Origin of the sequence: Streptomyces sp. NPDC007095 (genome assembly GCF_040634475.1) — a bacterium.
In the GTDB taxonomy this organism is placed as follows: Bacteria; Actinomycetota; Actinomycetes; order Streptomycetales; family Streptomycetaceae; genus Streptomyces.
In genome coordinates this window covers 1-12,062 of the sequence record NZ_JBEYFS010000104.1, presented here as the reverse complement: position 1 = coordinate 12,062, position 12,062 = coordinate 1, and the positions used below count along the sequence as shown (strand labels likewise).

General features: G+C 69.4%; 12 protein-coding genes. 3 read left to right on the top strand and 9 right to left on the bottom strand.

Features of this window, described 5'->3' with window-relative positions; genetic code table 11:
• Window positions 1-9 precede the first annotated feature (9 nt).
• Entirely contained in the window at window positions 10-777 is a 768-nt protein-coding gene (gene map / locus ABZ656_RS30765) for a type I methionyl aminopeptidase (RefSeq protein ID WP_212726536.1), read from the top strand.
• A gap of 44 nt (window positions 778-821) precedes the next feature.
• Here the strand turns inward: map and ggt are convergent, their stop codons facing one another.
• Complete coding sequence (ggt, locus tag ABZ656_RS30760; RefSeq protein WP_360271963.1) at window positions 822-2,633, bottom strand: gamma-glutamyltransferase; 1,812 nt, start codon at window positions 2,631-2,633, stop codon at window positions 822-824.
• 104 nt (window positions 2,634-2,737) lie between these two features.
• Here ggt and ABZ656_RS30755 point away from each other — a divergent pair, with 104 nt between their 5' ends.
• Entirely contained in the window at window positions 2,738-3,496 is a 759-nt protein-coding gene (locus tag ABZ656_RS30755) for a hypothetical protein (RefSeq protein WP_180362160.1), read from the top strand.
• Window positions 3,497-3,612: 116 nt separating this feature from the next.
• A complete protein-coding gene (locus ABZ656_RS30750; RefSeq protein WP_101401733.1) occupies window positions 3,613-5,181 on the top strand; it encodes a CocE/NonD family hydrolase in 1,569 nt (522 codons plus the stop codon).
• Window positions 5,182-5,232: 51 nt separating this feature from the next.
• Here the strand turns inward: ABZ656_RS30750 and ABZ656_RS30745 are convergent, their stop codons facing one another.
• The 8 genes from ABZ656_RS30745 to pcaC form a co-directional block, all read right to left on the bottom strand.
• Window positions 5,233-6,123 (bottom strand): amino acid ABC transporter permease, encoded by an 891-nt coding sequence (locus ABZ656_RS30745; protein ID WP_101401732.1) that lies wholly within the window; start codon window positions 6,121-6,123, stop codon window positions 5,233-5,235.
• Window positions 6,120-6,764 carry an amino acid ABC transporter permease gene (locus tag ABZ656_RS30740; RefSeq protein ID WP_360271958.1) on the bottom strand — a complete coding sequence of 215 codons (645 nt, stop codon included), beginning with the start codon at window positions 6,762-6,764 and terminating at the stop codon, window positions 6,120-6,122. The genes ABZ656_RS30745 and ABZ656_RS30740 overlap by 4 nt, the downstream gene beginning before the upstream one ends.
• Window positions 6,765-6,775: 11 nt before the next feature.
• Window positions 6,776-7,693 (bottom strand): glutamate ABC transporter substrate-binding protein, encoded by a 918-nt coding sequence (locus tag ABZ656_RS30735; RefSeq protein WP_101401730.1) that lies wholly within the window; start codon window positions 7,691-7,693, stop codon window positions 6,776-6,778.
• Between the two features lie 16 nt (window positions 7,694-7,709).
• Window positions 7,710-8,453: an amino acid ABC transporter ATP-binding protein gene (locus ABZ656_RS30730; RefSeq protein ID WP_101401729.1), complete on the bottom strand. Its 744-nt coding sequence runs from the start codon at window positions 8,451-8,453 to the stop codon at window positions 7,710-7,712.
• Between the two features lie 140 nt (window positions 8,454-8,593).
• Window positions 8,594-9,034, bottom strand: coding sequence for a DUF6278 family protein (locus tag ABZ656_RS30725; RefSeq protein ID WP_067362458.1), 441 nt, complete (start codon window positions 9,032-9,034; stop codon window positions 8,594-8,596).
• 56 nt (window positions 9,035-9,090) lie between these two features.
• Entirely contained in the window at window positions 9,091-9,870 is a 780-nt protein-coding gene (locus ABZ656_RS30720) for an exodeoxyribonuclease III (protein WP_101401728.1), read from the bottom strand.
• A 70-nt stretch (window positions 9,871-9,940) separates the two neighbouring features.
• Window positions 9,941-10,576, bottom strand: coding sequence for an MBL fold metallo-hydrolase (locus ABZ656_RS30715; RefSeq protein WP_075029634.1), 636 nt, complete (start codon window positions 10,574-10,576; stop codon window positions 9,941-9,943).
• A 70-nt stretch (window positions 10,577-10,646) separates the two neighbouring features.
• Window positions 10,647-11,942: a 4-carboxymuconolactone decarboxylase gene (gene pcaC / locus ABZ656_RS30710; protein WP_101401727.1), complete on the bottom strand. Its 1,296-nt coding sequence runs from the start codon at window positions 11,940-11,942 to the stop codon at window positions 10,647-10,649.
• Between the last annotated feature and the right edge of the window lie 120 nt (window positions 11,943-12,062).

Sequence of the window (12,062 nt, the reverse complement as noted above, 5' to 3'; positions counted from 1 at the left end):
GTAATTGGCATGGTGGAACTCAAGACGGACACGTCGATCGACGAGATGTACGAGGCGGGGCAGGTCGTGGGCCGGGCGCTCACGGCGGTGCGGGAGGCGGCGGACGTGGGGGTCTCGTTGCTGGAGCTGGACGAGGTCGCCCACCAGGTGCTGCGTGAGGCGGGCGCCGGCTCCCCCTTCCTCGGCTACAGGCCCTCGTTCGCGCCCACCCCCTTCCCGGCGGTCATCTGCGCCTCGGTGAACGACGCGATCGTGCACGGCATCCCGACCGGTTACCGGTTGCGGGACGGCGACCTGGTCTCCATCGACTTCGGAGCCGAACTGGACGGCTGGGTCGGCGACTCGGCGATCAGCTTCATCGTGGGCGAGCCGCGCGTGGCCGACGTGCGGCTCGTGCGGACCGCCGAGCGGGCCCTCGCGGCGGGCATCGAGGCGGCCGTCGTCGGCAACCGGATCGGGGACATCGCGCACGCCATCGGCACGGTGTGCCGCGCGGCGGGGTACGGCATCCCGGACGGCTTCGGAGGCCACGGCGTGGGCCGCCGCATGCACGAGGACCCGCCCGTCCCGAACGAGGGCCGCCCGGGCCGTGGCCTCCCCCTGCGCCACGGCATGGTCCTCGCGATCGAGCCCATGCTCATCGGCGGCGGCACCGACGGCTTCCACGCGGCCCCCGACGGCTGGACGCTGCGCACCGACGACGGCTCCCGCGCGGCCCACACGGAACACACGGTAGCCATCACCCACACGGGCCCACGCATCCTCACGGCACGCTGATCCCCGCAGGCGCATGACGTCGACGGACGCGAGGGCGCCGCTCGCTACGACGCCGGTCGCACCACCATCGCCGAGCCGCCACCGCGCCGCACCTTCTCGGCCGCTGCCAGCCACTGGCCGCCCGGGAGGCGCTGGACGCCCGTCGCCGCGCCGATCTCGGGGTTGAGCTTGAAGGAGTGCCCGAGGGATTCGAGCCGGGTCCGCAGGGCGCTGTCGTACAGGCCGGGTTCGAGTTCGGTCTGGGCCGCGTTGCGCTGGCTGGCGCGCGGCGCGGCGATGGCGTCCACCAGCGGCAGACCCCGGTCCAGGAACTCCGTCAGGGTCTGCAGGACGGTGGTGATGATGGTCGCGCCGCCGGGCGAGCCGAGCGCCACCACGGGCTGGTTGTGCCGGTCCAGGACGATCGTCGGGGAGATCGACGAGCGCGGGCGCTTGCCGGGGCCGGGCAGGTTCGGGTCGTGGACGGCCGGGTTGGCCGGGGTGAAGGAGAAGTCGGTCAGCTCGTTGTTGAGGAGGAATCCGCGCCCCGGGACGGTGATCCCGCTGCCGCCGGTCTGCTCGATGGTGAGGGTGTAGGAGACGACGTTGCCCCACTTGTCCGCCACCGTGAGGTGGGTGGTGTTCTCGCCCTCGTACGTCGTCGGGGCGGCCGTGCCGCCGGTGGAGCAGGCCGCCGGGTGGCGCGGGTCACCCGGTGCGAGCGGGCTCGTCAGGACCGCGTCGTCCTTGATCAGGCAGGCGCGCGAGTCGGCGTACTTCTGCGAGAGGAGTTCCTTCGTGGGGACGTCCTCGAAGGCGGGATCGCCCACCCAGCGCCCCCGGTCCGCGAACGCGATCCGGCTGGCCTCGATGTAGTGGTGCAGGTACTGGACCTCGCTCGCCTTCGAAAGGTCCGTCTTCTCAAGGATGTTGAGGGCCTCGCCGACCGTGGTGCCACCGGAGGAGGAGGGGGCGATCGAGTAGACCTTCAGTCCGCGGTACGACGTCTGCGTCGGCGCCTGCCGCTTCGCCCGGTAGGCCGCCAGGTCCTTCGACGACAGCTTGCCCGGGCGGGCGTTGTAGCCCGAACCCGGGTCCACCGGAGGCTTGTTCACGGTGGCGACGATGTCCTTGCCCAGCTCGCCGTGGTAGATCGCGCCGACGCCCTTCTTGCCCAACTCCTCGTATGTGCCGGCGAGATCGGGGTTGATGAAGGTCGATCCGACCACGGGGAGCGAGCCGCCGGGCAGGAACAGCTTCGCGGTGTCGGGGAAGTTCTTGAAGCGGGCCTGGTTGGACTCGGTCTGCGAGCGGAAGGTCGCGTCGACCGTGAACCCGTCGCGTGCGATCCGTTCGGCGGGCTTCAGTACGCTCCCGAGTCGCTCGCTGCCCCAGCTGTCCAGCGCCGTCTGCCAGGTGGCGGGTGTACCCGGTGTACCCACGCTCAGCCCGCTGGTGACGGCGTCCGCGAAGGCGAGCGGCCGGCCGTTCTCCAGGAAGAGTCCCGAGTCGGCGGTCAGCGGCGCGGTCTCACGGCCGTCGATCGTATGCACCGTACGGGACTTGGCGTCGTAGTAGACGAAGTAGCCGCCCCCGCCGACGCCGGAGGAGTACGGCTCGGTGACGCCGAGGGCCGCCGCGGTGGCGACCGCCGCGTCCACCGCGTTGCCGCCCTTCTTCAGGACCTCGATCCCGGCGGCGGAGGCGTCGGCGTCGACACTGGCCACGGCACCGCCGTAGCCGACGGCGACCGGCACCTTGGCCGGGGTGGTACGGGAGGAGGCCGCCCCGGCGGTGGGTGGCGCCGCCGCGCCGACCGACACCACCGCGGCCGAAACCGCCAGGACCGCCAGATTCCGCGCAACAGGGCGACGCATCCGTACCTCCAGTCAACAGCCGTCCGCGCAGCGTAACTTCACCGCGCCCCTCCCGTCAGGACCCCCTCGAACACCGGTCCGCACTCCCGATACCATGCGCGCCCATGAATGACGACGTGCGCAACATCGTCCTCGGCGTGGTCGCCGCCGCCATCAGCGCCGCGCTCGGCTGGCTCGCCCGCACCTACCTCTGGAAGCGCAGACTCCGGCGCAAGCAGGCGTTCTTCGGGCTGCCCGACAACTCCGAGTCGCTCCTGGTGGTGAACCGCGAGGCGGGCGGCCCGGAGCTCACGGTGATGCGCTTCGACGTGTTCGCACTGCTCGAACTCGCCGCGCTGATCAAGGACTGCGGCGCGCACGCCCAGGTCGTCGCGCACGACGCCGCGCAGCAGGGGTTCGGGGAGCGGACCGAGTTCTGTGTGGGCGGGCCGGCGTCGAATCGCCGCATGGCCGCGCATCTTCACAGCCTGCTCCCGGGCATCCAGGTGAACACCGACGCCGAACCGGGCCCGGACCGCGGCGCCTTCCAGATCGGCAGCGAGCGCTACCTCCTGGAGTCGGGGAAGGGCGAGTACGTGATCCTCGCCCGGCTGATCGCGGGACAGGAGCGCGGGACGCGGCCCGTCTTCCTCTTCTGCGGGCAGCGCGCGATCACCAACCAGGCGGCGACCCGCTATCTCGCCCGCAACCACGAACGGCTGGCACGCAAGCACGGCGGCAACTCCTTCGTACTGCTGCTGAAGGTGGTGAACTCGCACGCGTACGGGCCCGATGTCGTCGAGCTTGTCGCGGACGTGACCCGGGCCGCCCAGACCCCGCTGCCCACACCCGCGCCGGCCCGCAACTCCCACCGTGCATCGTAGATTTCACGGCCATCCAACAATCTTTACCCGTGCGTAACTTACCGACGGGTTACTTCCGGTAAGGCAGCGAGGTTACCGTCGGGTCACATTCTACTGACACGAGTGAGGAGTGGCCCGTGGGACACCATCGTCATGCCCTGCGCACGTCCGCCGTCGGTGCCGTATCCGCGGCCCTGATCGCCGGTACCGCCCTCGGGCTCGCCCCCACCGCCCAGGCCGCCTCCGCCGGCGTCCGCTTCGTCGACATCACCGGAGACGGCGGCACGGTCCTCAAGGCCAATGTCGTCACCCCCGCGGGCGCCGACGGCAGCCGCAGGTATCCGCTCCTCGTCATGCCGACGAGCTGGGGCCTGCCCCAGGTCGAGTACCTCGCACAGGCCCAGAAGCTCGCCGACTCCGGCTATGTGGTGCTCACGTACAACGTGCGCGGCTTCTGGCAGTCCGGCGGCGAGATAGAAGTGGCGGGACCGCCCGACGTGGCCGACGCCTCCAAGGTGATCGACTGGGCGCTGGCGAACACCCCGGCCGACGCCCAGAAGGTCGGCATGGCGGGCGTCTCGTACGGCGCCGGGATCAGTCTGCTCGCCGCCGCGCACGACAAGAGGATCAAGGCGGTCTCCGCCATGAGCGGCTGGGCCGACCTCATCGACTCGATCTACTCGGGCCGCACCCAGCACTCCCAGGCCACCGCCCTGCTCGGTGTCGCGGGGAGTATCACCGGGCGCCCGAGCGCCGAACTCCAGCAGACGCTTCGGGACTTCTTCGCCTCGAACCTGTCGAAGGAGCAGGAGATGATCGCCTGGGGGAAGAAACGTTCCCCCGAGACCTATGTCGACCAGCTCAACAAGAACGGCGCGGCCGTCTTCATGGCCAACGGCTGGGGCGACACGATCTTCCCGCCCAACCAGTACGCCAAGTTCTACGAGGAGTTGACCGGCCCCAAGCGTCTGGAGTTCCGCCCCGGCGACCACGCCACCGCCGAGATCACCGGTCTGTTCGGACTCCCCAACGACGTGTGGACGGACACCGGCCGCTGGTTCGACCACTACCTCAGGGGCGTCGACAACGGCATCGACCGTGAGCAGCCCGTCCAGCTCAAGCCCCGCACCACCGGCGCCTACGAGGGCTACCCCGACTGGAAGTCGGTCGGCGCGACCAGGAAGAAGATCGCCCTCGCGGGCACCACCACGATCCACACCAACGTCGACTCGGGCGCGGACGGCGGGATCATCTTCCTCTCCAGCATCCTCGACCAGATCGCCCAGGTGCCACCGGTGGCGTCGATCCCGCTGCTGCCGCGCCGCTGGGCGGCCGTCTGGCAGTCGGAGACGTACGCGAGCGTCCAGCGAGTGCGCGGAACCACCACGCTGCACACCACGCTCACTCCGACCGAGGAGAGCGGCACCCTCGTCGCCTACCTCTACGACGTGGGCCCGCTCGGCCTCGGCAAGCTGGTCAGCAACGCGCCGTACACCTTCCACGGGCAGACGCCCGGAAAGCCGTTCGGCGTCGACCTGGAGCTGTACTCCACGGCTTACGACGTCCCGGCAGGGCATCGGCTCGCCCTGGTCGTCGACACGGTCGACCCGCTCTACATCGAGCACAACCCGTCCGGCGCGCAGCTGACCTTCTCCTCACCGGCGAACGACCCGTCCTACGTGTCCGTTCCCCTGCGCGAGCAGTGATCTCCGGCTGCTGCCGCCGACCGGGTCTGGCCCTGTGAGCCGCTGCTCCCCCTACAGTCGCGGGGCTGTGGGGGGACCCCCACCCGGCAGCAGCGTCCCTGGTTCGGCCGGTGCCACATTCACGGCCTCGGTCTTGGGACTGCGCTGCTCCCGCCGGGACACCCACTGGGCGAACCAGGAGAGCAGCATGCACATCCCGATGTAGATCGGCGAGATCACCATCACCACGGGGATGAACGGCAAATCGTAGTCGAGGTTCGAGGCGATCAGTTTCCCGGCGTGGAGAAACTCCTCGTAGGTGATGAGATAACCGAGCGAGGTGTCCTTCAGGGCCACCACGAGCTGGCTGATGATGGCGGGCAGCATGGCCCGCACGGCCTGCGGGACGAGGACGTACGTCATGACCTGGGTCTTGCGCATGCCGAGCGCGAACGCCGCCTCCCGCTGGCCGCGTTCGACGGAGTTGACGCCGGAGCGGAAGACCTCGGCGAGCACCGAGCCGTTGTAGAGGGTCAGCCCCGCGACCAGCGCGGGCAGCGGCTGCACCTTCAGCGCCACGAAGATGAAGAAGATCATCACCAGTACGGGCATGGCGCGGAAGAACTCGACGACCAGCGCGGAGACCCAGCGCACCGGACGGTGGTCGGAGAGGCGTCCTGTCGCGAGCACGGTGCCCAGCGCCAGCGAGAGCACCGCGGCCATCGCGAAGGCCTTCAGCGTGTTGCCCAGCCCCCGCAGCAGCAGTTCCTGGATGCCCTTGTACTCGAACGGCATCCACTTCGTGTACGTGAACTGGTCGGTGTCGAAGAGGAGATAGAGGATCCAGCCGACCAGGGCGAGGATCAGGGCGGTGGACACGGCCGCGTAGAGCCGGTGCCGTTGGCGGGTCCTGGGTCCGGGAACGTCGTACAGGGCGGTGGATTCGGGGGCGGTGGTGGTCATCGGGCGACTCCCCAGCGCTGTTCGAGGTAGTTGAAAATCGCGCTGATGGTGAGGGTGATGATCAGATAGCCGACGGCGATCCAGATGAAGGTCCAGACGATGTTGTAGCCGAGCTCGCTCAGTGTCTTGTAGGTCCCGAGCAGTTCGTTGACGCTGAACGCCCCGGCGATCGCCGAGTTCTTGGCGAGGGCGATGAGTGTGGAGCCGATGGGCGGGATCACGGACCGGAACGCCTGTGGCAGGACGACCACGGACAGCGTCTGGCTGAAGGTCATGCCGAGGCTGCGGGCGGCCTCGCCCTGTCCCTTGGGCACGGTGTTGATGCCCGAGCGCAGCGCCTCGCAGATGAACGCGGAGGTGTAGCAGCCGAGCGCCAGGACCGCGAACACCTTGAAGGGCAGCACGAGTCCGAACCGGGGCAGCCCGAGCAGCACGGCGAAGAACAGCAGGGTGAGCGGGGTGTTGCGCAGCACGGTCACCCACACCGTGCCGAAGGCCCGCAGGGAGCCGACCGGCGCGACCCGGAACGACGCCATCAGGAAGCCGAGCACGAGGGCCAGCACGCTCGCGTAGACAGTCAGTTCGACCGTACCGAGGAATCCCTGGGCGAAGGTGTCGAAGTTGTCGATCAGTACGTTCACATCGGCCTCGCTCAGCTCGCCGGGTAGCGATCGATGGCGGGCGGGGTGGGCGCCGGCACTCCGGAGAGCCCGAGCGTCGCCTCGTACGCCCTCTTCCAGTCGCCGTTCTTCTCGCGGGCCTCCAACGCGTCGTCGAGCGCGAAGCGCAGCGCGTTGTCGTCGCGCGGCACGCCGATGCCGTACGGCTCCTTCGAGAACGGCTTGCCGACGACCTTGAGTTCGTCGGGCACCTTCGCCGCGTAGCCGATCAGGATCGCGTCGTCGGTGGTGACGGCGTCGACCTGGTAGGTGAGCAGGTTGTCCACGCAGACCGAGTAGGTGTCGTAGGCGACGAGGGTCGCCCTCGGGTAGTCGGTCCGGATGCGCTGGTACGGCGTCGAACCGGCCGCCGAGCAGACGCGTTTGCCGGCGAGGTCCTGGGGGCCGTGGATGTCCTTCTCGTTCTTGCGCACGAGCAGCGACTGACCGGCCATGTAGTAGGGGCCCGCGAAGCCGACGAGCTTCTTGCGGTTGTCGTTGATGGTGTAGGTGCCGACGTAGAAGTCGATCTGGCCGTTCTGCAGGGCGGTTTCGCGGTTGGCCGAGGCGATCGTCTTGAAGCGGATGGTGCTCGGGTCGAAGCCGAGCGAGGCCGACATCATCCTGGCGATCTCGATGTCGAAGCCGGAGTAGGTGCCGCTGGCCGGGTCCTTCTCGCCCAGGTACGGCTGGTCCTCCTTGACGCCGATGTTGAGGTAGCCGCGCTTTCTGGCCCTCTCCCAGGTGGGCGAGGAGGGGAGCTCGAAGCCCTCCGCCACCTGGTAGTGGGGCAGTTTGCCGGCGGCCGGTCCCTTGGTGGGCGGACTGCCCTCCTTGCCGCAGGCGGCCGTCAGCAGCGCGATGCACACGAGGGCGGCCACGGCGAGGCGTGTACGTGTCGTACGGATCATGGTCGTACTCCCCCGCCTAGTGCTTGAGGATCTTGGAGAGGAAGTCCTTGGCACGGTCGCTGCGCGGATTGGTGAAGAACTCCTCGGGGTTGCGGTCCTCGACGACGCGGCCGTCGGCCATGAACACGACACGGTTGGCCGCGGAGCGTGCGAAGCCCATCTCGTGGGTGACGACGACCATGGTCATGCCGTCGCGCGCGAGCTGCTGCATGACCTCGAGGACCTCGTTGATCATCTCGGGGTCGAGTGCCGAGGTCGGTTCGTCGAACAGCAGGGCCTTGGGATCCATGGCGAGGGCGCGGGCGATGGCCACGCGCTGCTGCTGGCCGCCGGAGAGCTGCGCCGGGTACTTCGGGGCCTGGGAGACGAGGCCCACGCGGTCCAGGAGTTCGAGGGAGCGCCGGTCGGCCTCCTCCTTCTTGCGGCCACGGACCTTGATCTGGGCCAGCGAGACGTTCTGCAGGACCGTCTTGTGGGCGAAGAGGTTGAAGGACTGGAAGACCATCCCGACCTCGGCTCGGAGTCTGGCGAGCGCCTTGCCCTCGTCCGGCAGCGGCTGTCCTTCGAGCCTGATGGCGCCCGATTCGATGGTCTCCAGCCGGTTGATCGCCCTGCACAGGGTTGACTTGCCCGACCCCGAGGGGCCGATGACCACGACCACCTCCCCCTTGCCGACGGTGAGGTTGATGTCCTGGAGGACATGCAACTCGCCGAAGTGCTTGTTCACGTCCTGCAGTTCGATCAGAGGATCGACAGCCATGCCCGGCCCTACCCACTCTCAGCTGTGTCGCAGAAGCCGCAAACTATCCGGGCAGGATGACCCCCCATACGCGACACGCACTTTTCGGGCATTAGCCGTATTTATTATGTTTCTGGTTTACGCCGTCACGGCGGGACGGGCTACCCCTCCGACACCTCGGCGTACAACTGGGAGAGTTCGGGGGCACCGCTGGACGCCCAGGTGTGGCCGGAGGCGACCACATCGATCTCCCGGCCGGAGGCCAGCCGCACCGCCGGGTGGCCGTTGGGCCAGACCTCCCAGCGGGCGCCGGGAACCGTGCGCACGATGACCGAGCCGAGATAGAGCCCCGCGTCGTTGCCGAGCCACGGCAGGCTCTCCTCGTCGTCGCGCCAGCGCGGCAGCAGCTGGTCCAGCGCTTCCAACGAGGCGACGGAGTCGTCGAGTTCGACGCCCGCCTGATGTGCCTGCGAGCGCAGCAGCTCGCACTCGGAGAGGAGTTCGGCGACGCCCTCGGAGTCATGATCACCGTCGGAGAACACCGCGACTCCGAAGGCGGGACCGTGCTTCTTGCGCCAGGTGCCGAGGAAAGGGATGTTCATACGCCCAGCGTGACATTCGCATTCCGGGTCGCACCACAGGCGCGCCCCGGGGGCACTCACACGTCGAGGTCCACCACGACGGGCGCGTGGTCCGACGCGCCCTTGCCCTTGCGCTCCTCGCGGTCCACATAGGAGTCGGTGACCGCCTTGGCGAACGGCTCGTTGCCGTAGACCAGGTCGATGCGCATGCCTCGGTTCTTGGGGAAGCCGAGCTGGCGGTAGTCCCAGTACGTGAACGGACGGTCGTACTTGAGGGGCCGCGGGACCACGTCCGACAGGCCCGACTCGCGCAGCGCGGCGAGGGCGGCCCGCTCGGCCGGGGTGACGTGGGTGGCCCCCTCGAAGAGGGAGATGTCCCAGACGTCGTCGTCCGTCGGCGCCACGTTGTAGTCACCCAGCACGGCGAAGGGGCGGCTGCCCGCCGCGTCGCCCGCGACCGCGGCCTTGAGGGCCTCGAACCACTGGATCTTGTAGGCGTAGTGGGGGTGGTCCACCTCGCGTCCGTTCGGCACGTACACCGACCAGACGCGGAGCGGGCCGCAGGTCGCGGAGACGGCCCGGGGCTCCTCGACGCCCTCGTAACCGGGGTCGCCGGGCAGCCCCTTGACCACGTCCTCCAGGCCGACGCGGGAGAGCACCGCCACGCCGTTCCACCGCCCGGTCGCGTGGACCGCCGCCTCGTAGCCCAGCTCGCGCAGCTCGTCGACGGGGAACTGCTCGGCGGCGACCTTGGCCTCCTGGAGGCACAGCACGTCCGTGCCGCTGCTCTCCAGCCAGGCCAGCAGCCTCGGGAGGCGAGCGGTGATCGAGTTCACGTTCCAGGTCGCGATGCGCATGCCTCACAACCTACCGGGCGGGTACGACAACGGGTCGCCGTGCCCGCCCGGCGCCCCCGCCTGCGGGTGCTCAGACCTCCGCCGACGCCCCCGGCGCGAGCCGCAGGTGCTCGGAGCCGCCCAGGGAGCCGATCTGGTGGTCGTAGATCGGGCGCGCGAGGTCCGTCAGGAGCGCGTCATGGATGTCGTACGCGCGCTGCGGCTTCACCTCGCGGACGTAGTCGATGACCTCGGCGATCTTGTTCCACGGGGCCATGACCGGGAGCATCAGCGTCTCGACCGGCTGCTCGGGGACGGTGAGGGCGTCGCCCGGGTGGAAGACGCGGCCGCCGTCGATGAGATAGCCGACGTTCGTGATGCGCGGGATGTCCGGGTGGATCACGGCGTGCAGTTCACCGTGCACCTGGACGTCGAAGCCCGCGGCGGTGAACGTGTCGCCGTGACCGACGGTGTGCACACGGCCCGGGAAGGCCGCGGAGATCTTCTCCGCGACCGACTTCAGGGTCCAGATCTCGGCCGCCGGGTTGGACTCCAGGCCGGCCCGCAGCCGGTCCTCGTTGAAGTGGTCGAGGTGCTCGTGCGTGACCAGGATCGCTTCCGCGCCGACGGCCGCGTCCTCCTCGGTGAAGGTCCCCGGGTCGATGACGAGCACACGCCCGTCCTTCTCGAGACGGATGCAGGCATGCGACTTCTTCGTGAGCTTCATGGGTCCATCCTCCCCCTCCCGGTGCCACGGAGGGCTGCCGAGACAGGTGCTCCCACCACCAGGCTCAAGATCACTCCTGGGGGGTGGTCTCCTCCCGGATGACCTGCTGCGCCACCTTGAAGGCGCTGTTGGCGGCCGGGACACCGCAGTAGACGGCCGCCTGGAGGAGCACCTCCTTGATCTCGTCCGGGGTGAGGCCGTTGCGGAGGGCGGCGCGGGTGTGGAAGGCCAGCTCGTCGAGGTGACCGCCCGCGACCAGCGCGGTGAGCGTGACACAACTGCGCGAACGCCGGTCGAGGCCCGGCCGGTCCCAGATCTCGCCCCACGCGTAGCGCGTGATGAACTCCTGGAAGTCCCCGGAGAACTCGTCCGCCGAGGCCAGCGCCCGGTCCACATGCGCGTCGCCCAGCACCTCGCGGCGCACCTTGATCCCGGCGTCGTAGGGGTCCGGCCTGCCCAGGACCGCGGGCTGGACGACGGGTGGGGCGATCTCGGCGACGGGGCCGACCGGCGGGGGTGCCGCGAGCACCGGCTTGACCGGGGCCGCCGGGATGGCCATCTGGCCTGTGGCCGAGTCGTAGGCGGGCTGCCAGGCGGTGGAGAAGTGCCGCACCAGCAGGTCGGTGACCGCCGCCGGCTGCTCCACGGGGACCAGGTGCGAGGCACCGGGTACGACGGCGAGGCGGGCGTCCGGTATCCCCGCGACCAGCGTGCGGGCCTCGGCGGGTCCGGTGACCTGGTCGTCGGAGCCGACGAGGACGAGGGTGGGGACGCCGATGCGGCCCAGCTCGGCGCGTACGTCGAAGGCGGCGAGCGCCTCGCAGGCGGCGATGTAGCAGCCGGGGTCGGTGGTGCGCACCATCTGCACGGCCCACTCGGTGATCGCGGGCTGCGCGGCGGCGAAGCCGGTCGTGAACCAGCGCTCGGGCGAGGATCGCGCGATCGGGTCGAGCCCGTTGCTGCGCACGATCACCCCGCGCTGCCGGAACTCGTCGGCCGAACCGAAGCGGGGCGAGGCGGCGATCACGGCGAGCGAGGCGATCCGCTCCGGGTGACGCAGGGCCAGCTCGATGCCGATGGCCCCGCTGAACGCGCAGCCCGCGTAACCGAAGCGCTGCACGCCGAGCCCGTCGAGGGTGGCGAGCAGCCGCCCCACGAGTTCGGTTACGGAACCCGCCGGGTAGGCGGGGGCGCCGCCGTGGCCCGGCAGGTCGAACCGGAAGATCCGCCAGTTCTTGGACAGCTCCGGTATCTGCCGGTCCCACATGTGCCATGTGGTACCCAGTGAGGGACCGAGGATCAGGACAGGGGCGTCTTCTGGCCCGTCAAAGCGGTATTGCAGGGTGTTCATCGGTGTCTCACTCACCCGCCTGACCCTTTCATCTGTCACGACAGCCCCTATGAGCGGGGTCCTGGCTGTAGCTGTTTGACCAGGTGGAAGACCTCCCGGGCCGCATAGCGCTTGAGGCAACGGACGATTTCACGT

Coding starts and splice junctions, on each gene's coding strand:
- map (WP_212726536.1), top strand. CDS start 10: ATGGTGGAACTCAAGACGGACACGTCGATCGACGAGATGTACGAGGCG.
- ABZ656_RS30755 (WP_180362160.1), top strand. CDS start 2,738: ATGAATGACGACGTGCGCAACATCGTCCTCGGCGTGGTCGCCGCCGCC.
- ABZ656_RS30720 (WP_101401728.1), bottom strand. CDS start 9,870: ATGCGCATCGCGACCTGGAACGTGAACTCGATCACCGCTCGCCTCCCG.
- ggt (WP_360271963.1), bottom strand. CDS start 2,633: ATGCGTCGCCCTGTTGCGCGGAATCTGGCGGTCCTGGCGGTTTCGGCC.
- ABZ656_RS30745 (WP_101401732.1), bottom strand. CDS start 6,123: ATGACCACCACCGCCCCCGAATCCACCGCCCTGTACGACGTTCCCGGA.
- ABZ656_RS30730 (WP_101401729.1), bottom strand. CDS start 8,453: ATGGCTGTCGATCCTCTGATCGAACTGCAGGACGTGAACAAGCACTTC.
- ABZ656_RS30725 (WP_067362458.1), bottom strand. CDS start 9,034: ATGAACATCCCTTTCCTCGGCACCTGGCGCAAGAAGCACGGTCCCGCC.
- ABZ656_RS30735 (WP_101401730.1), bottom strand. CDS start 7,693: ATGATCCGTACGACACGTACACGCCTCGCCGTGGCCGCCCTCGTGTGC.
- ABZ656_RS30715 (WP_075029634.1), bottom strand. CDS start 10,576: ATGAAGCTCACGAAGAAGTCGCATGCCTGCATCCGTCTCGAGAAGGAC.